Annotated in this window: 15 protein-coding genes; 9 read left to right on the forward strand and 6 right to left on the reverse strand. The window is 71.9% G+C overall.

Annotated features, from left to right (window positions below; genetic code table 11):
* Positions 1-58 precede the first annotated feature (58 nt).
* The gene (locus ACZ4TR_RS46345; RefSeq protein WP_465295167.1) at positions 59-844 is read left to right on the forward strand and encodes a serine hydrolase; all 786 of its coding nucleotides are present in this window, start codon (positions 59-61) and stop codon (positions 842-844) included.
* A gap of 224 nt (positions 845-1,068) precedes the next feature.
* On the opposite strand, the gene ACZ4TR_RS46350 is transcribed toward ACZ4TR_RS46345, so the two are convergent.
* Positions 1,069-2,016 carry a LysR substrate-binding domain-containing protein gene (locus ACZ4TR_RS46350; protein WP_465295169.1) on the reverse strand — a complete coding sequence of 316 codons (948 nt, stop codon included), beginning with the start codon at positions 2,014-2,016 and terminating at the stop codon, positions 1,069-1,071.
* 84 nt (positions 2,017-2,100) lie between these two features.
* Between ACZ4TR_RS46350 and ACZ4TR_RS46355 the strand changes: the two genes are divergently transcribed.
* The gene (locus tag ACZ4TR_RS46355) at positions 2,101-3,054 is read left to right on the forward strand and encodes an MBL fold metallo-hydrolase (protein ID WP_465295171.1); all 954 of its coding nucleotides are present in this window, start codon (positions 2,101-2,103) and stop codon (positions 3,052-3,054) included.
* Between the two features lie 62 nt (positions 3,055-3,116).
* On the opposite strand, the gene ACZ4TR_RS46360 is transcribed toward ACZ4TR_RS46355, so the two are convergent.
* The gene (locus tag ACZ4TR_RS46360; RefSeq protein ID WP_364511867.1) at positions 3,117-3,302 is read right to left on the reverse strand and encodes a DUF5302 domain-containing protein; all 186 of its coding nucleotides are present in this window, start codon (positions 3,300-3,302) and stop codon (positions 3,117-3,119) included.
* Between the two features lie 82 nt (positions 3,303-3,384).
* Positions 3,385-4,341 (reverse strand): winged helix-turn-helix transcriptional regulator, encoded by a 957-nt coding sequence (locus ACZ4TR_RS46365; protein WP_364511865.1) that lies wholly within the window; start codon positions 4,339-4,341, stop codon positions 3,385-3,387.
* Between the two features lie 138 nt (positions 4,342-4,479).
* Between ACZ4TR_RS46365 and ACZ4TR_RS46370 the strand changes: the two genes are divergently transcribed.
* The 5 genes from ACZ4TR_RS46370 (at position 4,480) to ACZ4TR_RS46390 (ending at position 10,345) form a co-directional block, all read left to right on the forward strand.
* On the forward strand, positions 4,480-5,952 hold the full coding sequence (locus ACZ4TR_RS46370; RefSeq protein WP_465295173.1) for a carotenoid oxygenase family protein: 1,473 nt from the start codon (positions 4,480-4,482) through the stop codon (positions 5,950-5,952).
* A gap of 74 nt (positions 5,953-6,026) precedes the next feature.
* The gene (locus tag ACZ4TR_RS46375) at positions 6,027-7,646 is read left to right on the forward strand and encodes a class I adenylate-forming enzyme family protein (RefSeq protein WP_465295174.1); all 1,620 of its coding nucleotides are present in this window, start codon (positions 6,027-6,029) and stop codon (positions 7,644-7,646) included.
* 4 nt (positions 7,647-7,650) lie between these two features.
* Positions 7,651-8,844 (forward strand): acetyl-CoA acetyltransferase, encoded by a 1,194-nt coding sequence (locus tag ACZ4TR_RS46380; RefSeq protein ID WP_465295176.1) that lies wholly within the window; start codon positions 7,651-7,653, stop codon positions 8,842-8,844.
* A complete protein-coding gene (locus tag ACZ4TR_RS46385) occupies positions 8,841-9,824 on the forward strand; it encodes an LLM class F420-dependent oxidoreductase (RefSeq protein WP_465295177.1) in 984 nt (327 codons plus the stop codon). The genes ACZ4TR_RS46380 and ACZ4TR_RS46385 overlap by 4 nt, the downstream gene beginning before the upstream one ends.
* A 2-nt stretch (positions 9,825-9,826) precedes the next feature.
* Positions 9,827-10,345, forward strand: a complete 519-nt coding sequence (locus ACZ4TR_RS46390; RefSeq protein ID WP_465295179.1) for a pyridoxamine 5'-phosphate oxidase family protein — start codon at positions 9,827-9,829, stop codon at positions 10,343-10,345.
* On the opposite strand, the gene ACZ4TR_RS46395 is transcribed toward ACZ4TR_RS46390, so the two are convergent.
* The gene (locus tag ACZ4TR_RS46395) at positions 10,335-11,177 is read right to left on the reverse strand and encodes an SGNH/GDSL hydrolase family protein (RefSeq protein WP_465295271.1); all 843 of its coding nucleotides are present in this window, start codon (positions 11,175-11,177) and stop codon (positions 10,335-10,337) included. The genes ACZ4TR_RS46390 and ACZ4TR_RS46395 overlap by 11 nt on opposite strands.
* Positions 11,178-11,288: 111 nt before the next feature.
* Here ACZ4TR_RS46395 and ACZ4TR_RS46400 point away from each other — a divergent pair, with 111 nt between their 5' ends.
* Positions 11,289-12,524 (forward strand): PucR family transcriptional regulator, encoded by a 1,236-nt coding sequence (locus ACZ4TR_RS46400; protein ID WP_465295181.1) that lies wholly within the window; start codon positions 11,289-11,291, stop codon positions 12,522-12,524.
* 349 nt (positions 12,525-12,873) lie between these two features.
* On the opposite strand, the gene ACZ4TR_RS46405 is transcribed toward ACZ4TR_RS46400, so the two are convergent.
* The gene (locus tag ACZ4TR_RS46405) at positions 12,874-13,740 is read right to left on the reverse strand and encodes an alpha/beta fold hydrolase (RefSeq protein WP_465295183.1); all 867 of its coding nucleotides are present in this window, start codon (positions 13,738-13,740) and stop codon (positions 12,874-12,876) included.
* A 67-nt stretch (positions 13,741-13,807) separates the two neighbouring features.
* Between ACZ4TR_RS46405 and ACZ4TR_RS46410 the strand changes: the two genes are divergently transcribed.
* Complete coding sequence (locus ACZ4TR_RS46410; protein WP_465295185.1) at positions 13,808-14,539, forward strand: TetR/AcrR family transcriptional regulator; 732 nt, start codon at positions 13,808-13,810, stop codon at positions 14,537-14,539.
* 108 nt (positions 14,540-14,647) lie between these two features.
* Here the strand turns inward: ACZ4TR_RS46410 and ACZ4TR_RS46415 are convergent, their stop codons facing one another.
* Positions 14,648-15,292 (reverse strand): TetR/AcrR family transcriptional regulator, encoded by a 645-nt coding sequence (locus ACZ4TR_RS46415; RefSeq protein WP_465295187.1) that lies wholly within the window; start codon positions 15,290-15,292, stop codon positions 14,648-14,650.
* Positions 15,293-15,320: the final 28 nt, after the last annotated feature.

Below are 15,320 nucleotides of genomic sequence, written 5' to 3' on the forward strand. Positions count from 1 at the left end.
GGGGGGGGGGTGTGGGTGGTTGCTGGCCCTCCATGCTGGGGGGCTTTTTCCGGCCCTTTTGGGGGGGGGGGGGGGGGGGCTTTCCCCCCCCCCCCCCCGCCTCGATTCCCCTGGTTCGGTCGAGGTCGACGCCGACTCATTGGTCGTGCTCGCGTCCGTGGTGAAGGTGGCGCTGGCGTTCGAGTTCGCCCGGCAGGTGGCGGCGGGCCAGCTCGACCCGACGGACCGGGTGCGGGCGTCGGCGGCAGACCGGCTCGGCGGCACCGGCTCGGCGGGTTTCGCCGACGACGTTTCGTACAGCTTGCGGGACGCGGCGTTGCTGGCGTTGTCGGTATCGGACAACACGGCCGCGGACCTGCTGTTCGACCGGGTCGGCGTGGAGAACGTGCGGTCGCTGCTGGCGGAGCTGGGCTTGTCGCGGACGTCCGTCATCGGCGCACCGCGCGATCTGCTGCGCACGATCATCGACGACACCGCGGCCGGAATCCCGTTGCGGGCGTTGGATCCTCTGCGGACTTCGTCGACTACGCCGCGCGAGATGACTGCGTTGCTGTCGGCGATCTGGCGCGACCCGGGTCCTGGCGCGCAGGTCCTGGAGTGGATGTCGGCCCAGGTGAGCTGGCACCGGCTGACGGCCGGGTTCCCGCCGGAGGCGGTGGTGGCGGCGAAGACGGGCACGATGCCGGGAATCCGCAACGAGATCGGGGTCGTGACGTACCCGGACGGAGGGGCGTACGCGGTGGCGGTGTTCACGGTGGGCGGAGCGGAAACGTTGCGGCGCCCGGACATCGACCGCGCGATCGGCGACGCGGCCCGCGCGGCGGTGGATCAGCTGCGCTCGTAGCACTGCGGCGGTTGTCCCGGCCTGCTCCTCGAACGGCGCATCGCACCCGCGACGGGCTCGGGTCGGTCGCGTAGTCCGGCTTTCGCCGCAGTGAATGACTCATTCCTGGCGCCGGACGCCAGGAATGAGTCATTCACTGCATCGCGGCGATCCGGCGCGGAGTCGGTGGCCGGGTCTGCCGGCGCCGGGACCGGGACGGGTGAACGCGGCTCACGCGGCGGTGATCAGCTGCGTTCGTAGAACACGTCCCACGGCCGCGCTCCACCTGGGTCCGGCGGTACCAGCCGCGAAACCCCATCGTCCCTGAGCACCCCCGCCGCGATCTCCGCCAGCTTCGCCGCCTGCGGGTGCGGGCTCGACGACGGCCAGGCGAACGTCGTCCGCGCCCGCAGCACCTCGCCTTCCAGGGGCCGCCAGACCACGCGCGGTTCCTTGCGGGCCCGCGGCTCGAACGCCACCCCGTGCCCGGCCAGGACCAGGCCGAGCACGAACTCCGGGTTGCGCGCGTGCCGGATCGAGGCCGGGCGGAAGCCGTGGTCCCAGCACGTGCGCAGCAGCGCGTCGTAACTCCCGGGCGCCGCCGCGCGGGGCGCGTGCACCAAGCCTTCCCCGGCGAGGTCGGCCAGCGTCAGCTCGGACCGGCGCGCCAGCGGTGAATCGCGGGGGAGGACCACGCCCAGCGGCGTGTCGACGGCCGGCCCGAGGTCGAGCCCGACGACGTCCACCGGCAGCTGCAGGAGCCCGGCGTCCAGCGAGCGGTCGGCCAGCAGCCGCACCTGCTCGGCCGTGGTGAGCTCCTGCAGGTCGAGCCGGACGGCCGGGTACTGCGTCGCGAACGCGGTCAGGAGCGCGGCGAGCACCCGCCCCGGCAGCTCCGGCGGCACGCCCGCGCGCAGGGCGTCCATCTCGCCGCGCTCGGCCTTCGCGACCAGCGCCGTCATGCGGTCCCACCGGCTCAGCAGGTCGCGGGCCTCGGCGCGCAGCACTTCGCCGGCTTCGGTGAGCGTGACGCGGCGGCCGCGGTCGAACAGCTTCGCGCCCAGCTCGGCTTCGAGCCGCTTCACCCGCTGGCTCAGCGGTGGCTGCGCGATGCCGAGCCGGTCGGCGGCGCGGCCGAAGTGCAGTTCCTCGGCCACGACGAGGAAGTACCGCAGCGAACGAAGGTGGTCCACGCTGCGACGATACTCGTCCGCATATCGACATGCCGACGTCTCGATCTTGGACAGCGCCGCCGAGGCCGTGATCGAGTGCCCGTCATGAACACAGGACTCAGCAGACGGGGGCTGTTCGGCGCGGGCGCGGCGGCGGCCACGATCCTCGCCGGCGTTTCGGCAGCTTCGGCGGCTTCGGCGCCCCGGGGAACGTCGCGGATGACGCTGCGGTGGTGGGGGAACAACGGCTGGGAGATCCGCGTGCCGGGTTCGGCCGGGACCAAGACGGTCCTCATCGACCCGTGGCTGACGCGGTTCAAGACCGGCACGTACACGCCGGCGGGTGCGGACCCCCGCACCCCGCTCTCGGTGAACAAGGCGCTCATCGACGGCTACCTCGACCGCGGCGAGCTGCGCGCGGACCACATCCTCGTCACCCACGGCCACTACGACCACCTCACCGACGTCCCCTACCTGGCCAAACGCACCGGTGCGACGGTGCTCGGGACCGAGACCCATTTGAGTCTCATGGCGGCGTTGGGCGCGCCGGAAGACCAGCTGTCGATCGCGAGCGGCGGAGAGGACCTGACGTTCGACGGTTACTCGATCCGCGTCCTGAGGTCCCTGCACTCGGCGACCGGCGAGCGGGCGCGGGTGCCGTTCCCGGGTTCGCGGCCGCTGTCCCGCCGCGACCGTCCGAAGGTGATCGAAGACCTGGTCGAGGGCGGCACGCTGGCGTACCAGGTGACCGGCGGCGGGGCGAGCGTCCTGGACTTCGGCGGCTCGAACTACGTCGAGTCCGAGCTGGCGGGGTTGCGCCCGGACGTGGTTTTGGTGCCGGTGGGCGGCGCGAAGGTGACGCAGTACGTGCCGCGCCTGCTCCGGACGCTGGGCAACCCTGCCCATGTGGCGGCGACGCACTGGGACGACTTCGATTTGCCGCTGGGCCAGGCGAAGGACCCGAACGGCGGCTTGGAGCTGCTGCGGAAGGCGGTGGCGGCGGCCAGTCCGGCGAGCGAGTTCGTGGTGCTGGACCACCTGGGCGAGTTCACGCCCTGAACGCTCTGAAGGCCACCGCCGGGACATCCAGTGCCCTGACGGTGGCCTTCGGAGGCTGGGGGTCAGCCGCTCTTGCGGCGGAACGTCCGCTTGTTGGCCGCGGGGCCGTGGGCGTGCTGGTTCTTGCCGCCGGCGTTCTCGTGGGACGCGCCCGAGCGGCTGTGGGCCTGCTTGCGCTCCAGCGCCTCCCGGAACTTGCGCTTGACGTCGTCCTCCTCGCCGCTGGGCGAAGGATTCGGTTCACTCATGCTTACCTCCGGAACTGACGACGTGTGACCGCTCCAGCCTGGCATCAGACAAACCGCTTGGCGAGTCGATTTGGTCACCCCGTCAGCGTTGGGGGGACGGCACCCCGCCGAACTGCACCGACTTGCGGGTCAGCGGGCGGCCGCAGTGGTCGCACAGCAGGATCGGCTGCAGCCGGTTGCCGCATTCGACGTGGTGCAGCGTGATGTCCGGCTCCTGGCCGGCCACCTCGAACCCGCGCGACCACTCCGCGATGAACGCCAGCGCCGGGAAGAACGCCAGCCCCTTCGCGGTCATCCGGTAGTCGCGGGCGTCGGTCCGCGTGGCCGCCGTGCCCGTGCGCAGCACGCCGACCTCGACGAGCTTGCTCAGCCGGGCCGACAGCACGCTCGGCCCGATGCCCAGCTCCCGCTCGAACTCCGAGAAGTGCCGGCAGCCGAGCAACGCGGACACCAAGAGCCCCGTCGACCAGCGGTCGCCCAGCAGTTCCATCGTGTCGGGGAAGAACATCATCGGGTCGCCGGCCAGGGATTCCGCGTCCTTGCGGCGGAAGCGCTTGGACGCCGTCGCGGCCGCGACACCGGTGCTGTCCAGCCGCGAAGCCCGCACATCCCGCGCGTCGACCCGGCGGCCGCACGCCCCGCAGCCGAGGGGCGCTGATGTAGCCAGCTCGCAGTCGAGGTGGATCAGCGTCGGCAGCACCGCGCGGCGGCCCTCGACCCACTCGCGCTCCCACGCCCAGATCGAAATCAGCAGCGGCCACAGCTGCAGGCCGCGCTCGGTGAGCCGGTACTCGTGGCGCGTGCGCCGCGCGTCCCGGTACGGCTCGCGCGTGAGCATGCCCGCGTCCACCATGTCCCGCAGCCGCCCGGACAACGCCGTCGGCGAGATGCCCAGCCGCAGGCGGAGTTCTTCGTAGCGGCGAAAGCGAAGAAACAAGCTTTGCAGGATCAACAGCGTCCACTGGTCACCGACCAGTTCGAGTGCTCTCCGGAGCGGATCCCCCGCGGGCCTCACGCGCTGTGCAGTCGCCTCGGTCACCGTCGTTCCCCCTTGTTACTAGCGGCCTCAGCGTACACCTGGCTACAGCAGAAGAAGCCTATTGACACCTGACTACACAAATCATAGTCTCATCCCCATCAGCCAGCGCGGTGAGCCCGACATCCAGGGAGAAGCCCGATGACCAGCACCTCCGAACAGCCGCTGATGGTGGCCAGGACGGCGGACGCGGACGAGGCCAACCCCTACCTGCTCGGCGTCTACGCCCCGGTCAGCGCCGAGATCGACGCGGAAGACCTGCAGGTCATCGGCGAAATCCCGAAGGACCTCAACGGCGTCTACCTGCGCAACGGCCCCAACCCGCGGTTCGCCCCGGAAGGCCGCTACCACTGGTTCGACGGCGACGGCATGATCCACGCCGTCCACCTGGAGAACGGCAAGGCGCGCTACCGCAACCGCTGGGTCCGCACGAAGGCCTTCGAGGCCGAGTCCGAAGCCGGCAAGGGCCTCTGGACCGGCGTCATGGAGAGCCCGAAGGGCAACCCCTTCGGCAACACGCACGGCCTGGGCCTCAAGGACAACGCCAACACCGACGTCGTCTTCCACCGCGGCCGGATCCTCGCCACCTGGTACCTGTGCGGCTCGCCGTACGGCGTCGACCCGCTCTCCCTGGAGACACTGGGCGCCGAAGACTTCCTCGGCACGCTGGTCGGCGACATGATGGCCCACCCCAAGGTGGACGAGGCCACCGGCGAGCTGTTCTGGTTCGACTACGGCCCGCGCCCGCCGTACCTGCGCTACGGCGTGATCAGCGCGGACGGCCGGGTCGTGAAGACCACGGAGATCGAGCTGCCCGGCCCGCGCCTGCCGCACGACATGGCCATCACCGAGCACCACGCGGTGCTGATGGACCTGCCGCTGGTCCAGGACCTCCACGCGGCGGAACAGGGCCGCCACAAGCTGCACTTCGACCGTTCGATGCCGAGCCGCTTCGGCGTTCTGCCACGCTACGGGAACGGTAGCCAGATCACGTGGTTCGAAGCTAGCCCGTGCTACATCTACCACGTCGTCAACGCCTGGGAAGAGGGCGAAGAGGTCATCCTCGACGTCTGCCGAGTGCGCAAGCCCGCCCCGCGGGCCGACGCGCACACGCCGCTCGCGAAAATGCTCTCCTACCTGCGGCTCGACGCCCAGCTGCACCGGTACCGCTTCAATCTGCGGACCGGCGCGTGTCATGAGGCGCCGCTCGACGACGCCAACACCGAGTTCCCGACCGTCGACTCCCGCCGGGTCGGCCGGGGGAACCGGTACTCCTACGCGGTGCACATCTCGCCCGAGTCGACACTGAAGTTCGACGGGCTCGTGCGCTACGACAATCTTGCCGGCTCCAAGACCGAATACCGGTTCGGTCCAGGTCGGTGGGGCAGTGAGGCGCCCTTCGCACCCCGCGATGGCGCATCCGTCGATTCGGCGGACGGTTATCTGGTGACGTTCGTGCAGGACGAGCGTGAGGGACGCTCGGAACTGGACATCTTCGGCGCCGCCGATCTCGCTGCCGGACCCGTGGCCAGGGTCCTGTTGCCCCAGCGGGTTCCGCTCGGTTTTCACGCGACCTGGGTCCGGGCGGACCAGCTGGAAAACCTCCGTTCATGAGATGCCATCGAGAGGGTCGCGCCCGGGACTTCCGGACGCGGGGATGGTGGAGTGCGGAGACGATCGACCGGCTCGTGAAGGAGCGGGTCAGTGCCGGCCCGGAGGGTCTCGCGCTGGTCGATCCACCGAACACCACCGCACTGGTCGGACGCGACCCGGTGCGGTGGACCTGGAACCGGCTCGACGAACGCGTCGACGTCCTGGCCGCGTTCCTGCTCGCCAGAGGGGTGCGAGCAGGGGACGTAGTGGCCGTGCAGCTGCCGAACTGCTCGGCCCTGGTCCAGGCGTTCCTCGCGATCGTGCGGATCGGTGCCGTGGTCACCCCGTTCCCGGTGTCCTACCGGGAACACGAGATGGGTCCGATGTGCCGGCGCACCGGGGCCGTCGCGGTGGTGACCGCATCCAGATACGGCGAGCACGAGCTCGCCGGGGCGGCCCTTGGGCTCAAAGGCGCTTCGGCGCCGTCGGTCCGGTTCGTCGTCGCCCGGGGGGACGACGAACCGGCCGGCGCCCTGGCCTGGCCCGAAGATCCACTGTCCGAAGCGGAGCGATCCACTTTGGACTCCTACCTCGGCACGCTCGAAACCGACGTCAACGACTGCGTGACGATCTGCTGGACGTCCGGCACCGAAGCCGAGCCGAAAGCCGTCCCGCGCTGTCACGGCGACTGGCTCGCGACGGCGGGTGGCTGCGTCCAGGCCGCGGGGATGACCCGCGACGACGTCCTGCTGTCCCCGTTCCCGATGACGAACATGGCCGGCATCGGCGGGATGTTCCTGCCGTGGCTGCTGACCGGCGCCGTGTTCGTGCCGCACCACCCGTTCGACCTGCCGGTGTTCCTGGGGCAGCTGGCGGCCGAACGCGTGACGTACACGCTCGCGCCGCCCGCGTTGCTGACCATGCTGCTGCACAACGAAAAGATCCTGTCCGGAGTGGACCTCTCCGCCCTGCGGAAGATCGGGTCCGGATCGGCGCCGCTCTCGCCGTGGCTCGTGCGCACCTGGGCCGAGCGGTACGGCATCGACATCGTCAACTTCTTCGGCTCGAACGAAGGCACGGCGCTGCTGTCCGGTCCCGTGGACATCCCGGACCCGGACCAGCGGGCGAGCTACTTCCCCCACTACGCCTCCGATGTCACCTGGTCGACACCCGTCGCCGGCCGGACGTCGGTGCGGCTGCACGACCCGGTCACCGGTGAGCAGGTCACCGAACGCGGGCACCCCGGTGAGCTGCGCATCGCCGGGCCGACGGTGTTCGCCGGCTACCTGACGCGGGTGGGCGAGCCGCTGGACACGTCGTCGTTCGACGACGACGGGCACTTCCGCACCGGTGACGTCTTCGAGATCGCCGGTGAGCGCGGGGAGTTCCTGCGGTACGTCGACCGGATGAAGGACCTGGTCATCCGCGGCGGGATGAACATCTCACCCGCCGAGGTCGAAGGCCTGCTCGCCGGGCACCCGGACGTCGCCGACGTCGGGGTCGTCGGCGTGCCCGACGACGTCCTGGGGGAGCGGGTGTGCGCGGTCGTCGTGCCGGGCTCGCGGAAGCCCTCGCTCGACGAACTGGTCGCGTACCTGCGCGAGAAGAAGGTCGCCGCGTTCAAGCTGCCGGAACGGCTCGAGTACGCCGACGCCTTGCCCCGCAACCCGGTGGGGAAGATCCTGAAGCGGCGGCTGCGGGAAAGTATGGAGTGAGGCCATGAGCGTGTTCGTGCTGGGCGGGGCGCAGACCGACTTCGCGCGCAACTTCGCGAAGGAGGGGCGCGGGATCCTCGAGCTGTTCGCCGAGGTCGTCCCGGCCGCCCTCGCGGACGCCGGCGTTGCGGCCGAAGACGTCGAGGTCGCGCACGTCGGCAACCTCGCGGCGGAGCTGTTCACCGGCCAGGCCCAGCTCGGCGGGCTGCTCGTGGCCGCCGTCCCGGAGCTGGACGGCGTGCCGTCGACCCGGCACGAGGCCGCCTGCGCGTCCGGCAGCACCGCCGTCCTCGCCGCGTGCGCGGACATCGAGGCCGGTCGCTACGACCTGGCGCTGGTCGTCGGGGTCGAGCTGATGCGCAACGTCGACGGCCAGCGGGCCGCCGAGCACCTCGGCTCCGCCGCCTGGGCGGGGCACGAAGCCGTCGCCGCGAAGTTCCCGTGGCCCGCGCTCTTCGCCGACGTCGCTTCCGCGTACGACGAGCGGTACGGACTCGACCCCGATCACCTCGGGCAGTTCGCTTCGCACGCTTTCGACCGCGCGACACGGAATCCGCTCGCCCAGGCCCGCGACTGGCGCTTCCCCGCCGGAGCCTTCGGAGCCGACGACGACCTCAATCCGGTGATCGAAGGCAGCCTGCGCAAGCAGGACTGCGGCCGGATCACCGACGGCGCCGCGGCGGTCCTGCTGGCCTCGCCCGCGTTCGCGCAGCGGCTCGGTGGCGGGTTCCCGCGCATCGCGGGGTTCGGGCACCGGACGTCCCACATCGGGCTCGCGGAGAAGCTCGCGTCTGACGGCGAGTACCTGTTCCCGCACCTGCGCGGCGCGGTCGTCGACGCCTACGAGCGTGCGGGCGTGGCCGGGCCGGACGCGCTCGACGTCGTCGAACTGCACGACTGCTTCACGATCACCGGGCTGGTCGCGCTGGAGCACCTCGGGGCCGCACCGCCTGGGGACGGCGGCCGGTTCGTCGCCGACGGCGGCCTCGACGCGGCCGGGATCAACCCCGGTGGCGGCCTGATCGGGCTCGGTCACCCGGTCGGCGCGACCGGCGTCCGGATGCTGCGCGACGCGGCCAGGCAGGTGCGTGGCGCCGCGGGCGAGACGCAGGTCGAAGGCGCGCGGACGGCGTTGACGCTCAACGTCGGCGGCTCGTTCACTACGGTGGTGACCATGATCGTGCAGGCGTCCGCATGAGGCTTTCGGTGTCGCTGGGGCTCTGGCAGGACCGCCCGCCGGAGGAGGCCCTCGAAACCGCGCGCGCCGCCGAGGCCGCCGGGTACCCGGAGCTGTGGATCGGCGAGATGGCGACGTGGGACGCGTTCGCTCTGGGGACCGCGATCGGTGCGGCGACGTCGTCTCTTTCGCTGACCTTCGGGCCGCTGGCGGTGACCGTGCGGGATCCGGCGACGATCGCGATGGGTGTCGCGTCGGTGGCGGCGCTGACCGGCCGGACCACCGGGGTCGCGCTCGGCACGTCCAGCGACGTCGTGGTGCGCGGCTGGCACGGCCGGTCCCGTTCGCGCGCGGCGACCGCGCTGGCGGAGTCCGCGATCGCCGTCCGGCAGCTGGTCTCCGGCGAGAAGTCCACTGTGGACGGATCCGTGGTGGGTTCGCAGGGTTACCGGTTGCGGTTGGCGGCGCCGAAGTCGCCGCTGACGATCGCGGCGTTCGGCCCGCGTGCGCTCGACGTCGCCGCGCGGCACGCCGACCGGATGGTGGTGAACCTCGTCAGCCCGGCCGCGGCCGGAGATCTGGTGCGTGGTCTCCGTGCGGCCGCGTCGCGGGCCGGCACTACGCCACCGCCGGTCGCCGCGTGGGTGGTCGGCGCGGTGGATCCGGACCCGGCGGCGCTCGAACAGCTGCGCCGCGGCGTGGTGGGTTACCTGGCGGCGCCTGGCTACTGCGAGATGTTCCGCGCGGCGGGGTTCGGTGACCTGGTCGACTTCGCGCACACGCGGCCGCACCCGCGTGAGCTGCTGGCCGCGGTGCCGGTCGAGGCGATCGCGACAGTGGGTCTGCTGGGCTCGCGCGAGGACGTCGCCGCGAAGGCGCGGGAGTACGCGGAGGCCGGGATCGACGAGCTGGCGATCGTGCCCGCGACCAGCGACGACGATCCCGGCGGCGCGAAAACTCTCGTCGCGTGTCGATCCGCCGTCGTCCCGTTCGACGCGTAAGCATGAGTGAGCCGACGAACACCAAGAACCTCGACCGGAATGGGTCCGCGGCGCTGCCGTGGAGCAGGGCGCGCGATCTCCTCGCGACCCAGACCCCCAAGGAGGACCTGACGTTCTTCGTCGGGACCGTCCGCCCCGACGGCCGGCCGCACGCCGCCGGCGTCGGCGCGATCTGGGTGGACGACGCCCTCTACTTCGTCAGCGGGCCGGGCACCCGCCGGGCCCGCAACCTGGCGGCGAACCCGGCGTGCACCGTCTCGGTGCGCCTGAACGGCCTCGACCTGACCCTGGAGGGCGAGGCCGAGCGCGTCGCCGATCCCGCGACCCTCGAACGAGTCGCGGCCGTCTACCGCGAGGGCGGCTGGCCCGCGACGGTGACCGGCGGCGGGTACACGGCGCCGTTCATGGCGCCGAGCGCCGGGCCCGCGCCGTGGCTCCTGTACCGGCTCGTGCCCACCCGGGCGATCGGCGTCGCCTGTGCCGAGCCGTACGGCGCGAGCCGCTGGGACTTCACCCGCTGATCGCCGCCGCGACGAGCGCGCCGATGTGCCGCATGCCGGTCGCGTTGGGGTGCAGCGGGGCCGCGACCGCCGTCGGGATCACGCTCTCGAACCACTTGACGCCGGGCAGCTTGCAGACGTCGTGCCCGATCGACGCCGTCCGGACGTCGACGTACCGAGCGTCGTGCGCGGCGGCCTGCCGGGCGAGGGCGGCGTTCGTCTTGTCGATGCTGCCCTGGATGTAGTTCGCGTCGCGCGGGGTGAGCGGCGCGACCGGCCAGCACCCGTTGCGCGGCAGGTAGGTGCCGTAGCCGGCGACGAAGACGTCCGCGTTCGGCGCGTGCGCGTGGATCGCGTCCAGCAGCGCGCCCCACGTCGGTTCGAACGCGGCGATCCTCTCGGCCAGCTGGTCGTGCCCGCCTGCGGTGTAGCGGTCCACGCAGTCCGGGTTGATGCCGGGGAGCAGGTTGATGCAGCTGGTCGCGGCGCCGACCAGGCCGACGTCGTTGCCGCCGATGGTCAGCGTGACCGTCTTGGTGGCCGCGCCGAGCGCGTCCAGCTGCGGCGGGACGGGGCCGGTCTCCGTCGACTGCGGCGCGTACATGTCCGCGGTCGTCGCGCCGGAGCAGGTGACGTCCTCGAGCGGGACGCCGAGCTGCTTCGCGGCGACGTGCGGGTAGTCGGCCAGGGACCGCAGGCAGCCCGGGGACGAGAGGTCCGGGGGCAGGATCAGCGGGCCGGCCGCGGCCGAGTCCCCGAGCGCCACGTACTCCCCGGCGGTGCTCGCTTCCGCCGTACCCGCCGTCGTCGCCAGTGCCGCGACCAAGATCGTGATGAACGCCGTTGTCCTCACTCGCACGCCGTCCTCCTTGACGTTGTGCCGATGGTTGGTCTCCGTGACACCATCGGCACCGAGGGTGCCGGGATTGACTGGGAATCCGGGCAGAGAACAAGGGGATCGGTTGTGACGGAGCACAAGGCCGGCGGGGACCTGGCCCTCGGCGGCCAGCGCGTCCACGAACGGCTCACCCGGGAGGAGCCGGAGCTGATCGCGCGGGTGCTGACGCGCATCCAGGCCGACGTCGCGGACTACCGGCGGCTGCCGGTGGAAGAGCTCGCCGGCGACATCGTGCGGATCACGCAGCAGGCCGTCCGCGCGTTCGCCCGGAGCCTGCGTGAAGACCGGCAGCTCAACGACGCCGAACTGCGGCAGATCGGCGCGTCCGCGGTGCGGCGCGCCGAGGAGGGCTTCCCGCTGGAGGCCGTGCTGACCGCGTACCACGTCGGGGCGCGGGAGATCTTCGCCGTCGGCTCGGCCGAGGCGGGCAGTGCGGACGTCGCCGACCTGCTCGACGTCGCGGACCGCGTGCTCGCGTTCGTCGGCACCATCACCGGCGCCGTCACGCGGGGGTACCTCGAGGAGCTGCGCACGAAGGTCGGGCAGGAGCACACCGCGCGTCGCACGCTGCTTTCCGTGCTGGCCGACGGCGGCCCGGTCGACGTCGTCGCCCGCAGCGCCGGGATCACGCTGCCGGCGCGGTACCTGGTGTTGAGCGTCGAGCTGGGGCCGCACGCCGACGAGGCGTCCCCGGGCGTCGACGCGGACATCGCGATCCGCCGGAAGCTGCGGCGGTTCCTGGCCGCGTTCGAACAGTCCTGCGGCGACGGCGTTCTCGCGTCCCTGGACGGTCCGGGCGGGCTGGTGCTGCTGCCGCTGACCGGGCGGCTGTCGGCGGTCTCGGAGTGGGGTGCGCTGCTGGACACGGCCGGGCGCGCGGCGGGGGTGGACGTGCTGGCGGCGGCCGACACGGCGACGCCGCCGGAGGTCCGGCTCGTGGCGGCGCGGACGGGCGAGGTGCTGGAGGTGCTGCGCTGGTTCGGGCGTCCGCCGGGGTTGTACCGCCTCGACGACGTCCTGGTGGAGTACCAGCTGACCCGCCCTGGCGAGGCCCGCGACCGGCTCGCGGCGGCGCTCGCCCCGCTGGACGCGCACCCGGAGCTGGTCGAGACGCTGTCGGCGTACCTGGAGCTGGACACGAACCGCCGCCGCACGGCGGCTCGCCTGCACGTCCACCCCAACACGGTCGACTACCGCCTGCGCCGGGTCCGCGACCTGACGGACATCGACCCCCTCCACCCGGCCGGCCTCCCGCGCATCATCGCGGCCCTGGCGGCCCGCCGCGCCACCCCACCCAGCTGACCCGTGTCGACCCCCCATCACGCGAGATGCCCTCCCAATCACGCGAGATGCCTCTCCAATCACGCGAGATACCCCTCCAATCACGCGAGTTACGTCCCTGATCATGCGAGTTCCGGACCCGGTCACGTGAGTTCGGCGTACCGGAACGGCGAACTCGCGTACCCAGACGGTCGACTCGCGTACCTGGAGAGTCGGTTCGTGTGACCGGGCGCGGAACTCGCGTGATTGAAGGCGGAACTTGCGTGATTGGGGAGCGAACTCGCGTGATCGGGGAGTCGACACGGCCGGCGGCCTCCGATTCCGCAGGCCGGGAGGCCGAGCCGGGGCGAGGCAGCAGGTGGTGAGCGGGTTAGCGGGCCGTCACGCGCTCGATCGCTTCCACCAGCGTGGGCCACACCGCGCGCGGCAAGTTGTGGCCCATGCCCGGGATCACCAGCAGCTCCGCGTCCGGGATCGCCTCCGCCGTCGCCTTGCCGCCGCTGACGTCGATCAGCGGGTCGGCGTCGCCGTGCACGACCAGCGCCGGCAGCCGCACCGAACGCAGCCCCGCCGTCCGGTCGCCGGACGCCACCACCGCCGCCGCCTGGCGGAGCGTGCCCACCGGGTGGCGGGCGCGGTCGTAGTGCAACGCCGCCTTGGCCAGCAGGAACGCCTCGTCGTCCGGGTAGCCGGGCGACCCGAGCTTCCGGTAGCCGTCGACGCTGTCGGCGAGGGCCTGCTCGCGGGTCGTCGCCGGCGGCCGCGTCAGCAACGCCAGCGCCCACGGCTCGGCCTGCCCGACCGCCGGGTCGCCGGTGGTCGACATGATCGACGTGAGCGACAGCAGCCGGTCCGGGTGGTCGATGGCCAGCTGCTGCACGATCATCCCGCCCATTGACGCGCCGACGACGTGCGCCCGCGCGATGCCGAGCGCGTCGAACAGCCCGACGGCGTCGTCGGCCAGGTCCGACAGGCGGTACGGCGCCGTCGTCAGGTCGCCGCCGGCCAGCGCGGCCAGGTCCGGCGCGGGAAGGTCGTCGAGCCAGGTGGAAAGCCCGACGTCCCGGTTGTCGTAGCGCACGACGAAGAACCCGCGGCCGGCGAGCAGCTCGCAGAAACCGTCCTCCCAGGTGATCATCTGGGCGCCGAGGCCCATCACCAGGACCAGCGGCGGATCGCCCGGATCGCCGAAGGTGTCGTACTCGAGCTCGAGACCGTTGGCCTGTGCGCGTGCCATACCCCGATCCTGCCGTACCCGTGCGGAGCTGGCACCGGCCGTACCCGTGCGGTTACCGTTACGCCCCATGCCGACCTCATCCTCGGGTACCGGACAGCGCCCCCGGTCGCGAGCCGCGGCGGGACTGCCGGCGCTCACGGCCGACCGCATCATCGGCGCGGCGACGATCCTGACCGGCGAACGCGGCCTCGACAACTGGACGCTGCGGGAGCTCGCCCGCGCCGTCGAGGCCTATCCGGCGGTGATCTACCACCACGTCGGCGACCGGGACGCGGTGGTGAACGCCGTGGTCGACCGGGTGGTCGGCCTGCTGGAGCTGCCCGAGCCGCACCTGCCGTGGCAGGACTGGTTCACCGACCTGCTGGCCGGCCTGCGCGCGGTGCTGCGGGCCTACCCGGGCTGCGCGCGACGGCTCGCGTTGTTCGGCCCGTCCGTCCAAGCGGCCACGCGCAGCATCGACGCGGGCGTCGGCGTGCTCCTGAGGGCCGGTTTCGGCCGCGAAAGCGTGCTGGCCTACAACCTGCTGGTGATGACGGCGTGCCAGTTCGTCGCCATGGAGGACGACCGCGAAGGCGCGCTCGCGCTGCGGATCGACAACACCGAGGAGTACGCGAAGTACCGCGAGCGGGCCGACCTGCCGGGGATGGCCGAGCTGGGCGCGGCGATGCACGACCTGATGGGCGATCCCGACCTCGCCGCCGGGTACTACGCGCAGTTGTACGACTACGCGGTCCGAAGGTGCCTCGACGGGCTCGCCCACCGGCTCGAAGAACTTCGCGAATCGGACGGCGAAGGTTGACAGCGACTTGACAGCGCTCCGGCGTACCGTGAGCGTGCGTCGGCGGTTCGTCCGCTGACCCGGAGCCCCTGGCGCCCTCCTCCCCCTCGTGGCGCCGGGGGCTTCGGTCTACCCGCGGGCGTCCGGGGCCGGCGGTTCCGCCTGGATGGCCGGGAAGATCTCGCCGACCAGCGTGACGAGCGACTTGGACAGCAGCAGGTGCACCTGGGCGCGGGTCAGGGATCCGCGCACGAGCCATTCCCGGCCGGCGGACTTCACCATCCCGCCGAACGCCCGCACGAGCGCGTTGAGCTCGGGGCCGTGCTCGCTTTCGCTGGACAGCCCGACGGCTTCGAGCACGCGGTCGGCGGACTCCCGGTCGGCCTCTTCGAGGATGCGCTCCACCTCGAGGTCGCGCCCGATGCCCTCCGGCGCGATCGCGGCCAGCCACATCCGCTCCTGGCTGGTGACCATGTCGAGGAACCACTCGATGGCGACGTCGGCCCGCAGTTCGAGCGGCCCGTCCGGCAGGATTTCGACGGCCAGGCGCGGCACGGTCAGCGCCCGGCGGATGATTTCCAGGTACAGCTCGCGTTTCGTGCCGAAGTAGTGGTTGATCAACCCCCGCGCGACGCCGGCCGCCGCGGCGATGTCCGAAGTGGACACTTCGGAGTAGGGGCGTTCACCGAACAGCCGCGCCGCGCAGGCGTAGATCTGTTCCTTCCGTTCGTCCGGTTCCAGTCTTCGCCATCTCGGCGCCGGCTCGGTGTTCATGGTCCCCATCGTCGCACGGCCGGTGGTG

Source organism: Amycolatopsis sp. NPDC028719, from assembly GCF_055565395.1.

Coding starts and splice junctions, on each gene's coding strand:
- ACZ4TR_RS46360 (WP_364511867.1), bottom strand. CDS start 3,302: ATGAGTGAACCGAATCCTTCGCCCAGCGGCGAGGAGGACGACGTCAAG.
- ACZ4TR_RS46415 (WP_465295187.1), bottom strand. CDS start 15,292: ATGAACACCGAGCCGGCGCCGAGATGGCGAAGACTGGAACCGGACGAA.
- ACZ4TR_RS46390 (WP_465295179.1), top strand. CDS start 9,827: ATGAGTGAGCCGACGAACACCAAGAACCTCGACCGGAATGGGTCCGCG.
- ACZ4TR_RS46385 (WP_465295177.1), top strand. CDS start 8,841: ATGAGGCTTTCGGTGTCGCTGGGGCTCTGGCAGGACCGCCCGCCGGAG.
- ACZ4TR_RS46370 (WP_465295173.1), top strand. CDS start 4,480: ATGACCAGCACCTCCGAACAGCCGCTGATGGTGGCCAGGACGGCGGAC.
- ACZ4TR_RS46410 (WP_465295185.1), top strand. CDS start 13,808: ATGCCGACCTCATCCTCGGGTACCGGACAGCGCCCCCGGTCGCGAGCC.
- ACZ4TR_RS46355 (WP_465295171.1), top strand. CDS start 2,101: ATGAACACAGGACTCAGCAGACGGGGGCTGTTCGGCGCGGGCGCGGCG.
- ACZ4TR_RS46405 (WP_465295183.1), bottom strand. CDS start 13,740: ATGGCACGCGCACAGGCCAACGGTCTCGAGCTCGAGTACGACACCTTC.
- ACZ4TR_RS46380 (WP_465295176.1), top strand. CDS start 7,651: ATGAGCGTGTTCGTGCTGGGCGGGGCGCAGACCGACTTCGCGCGCAAC.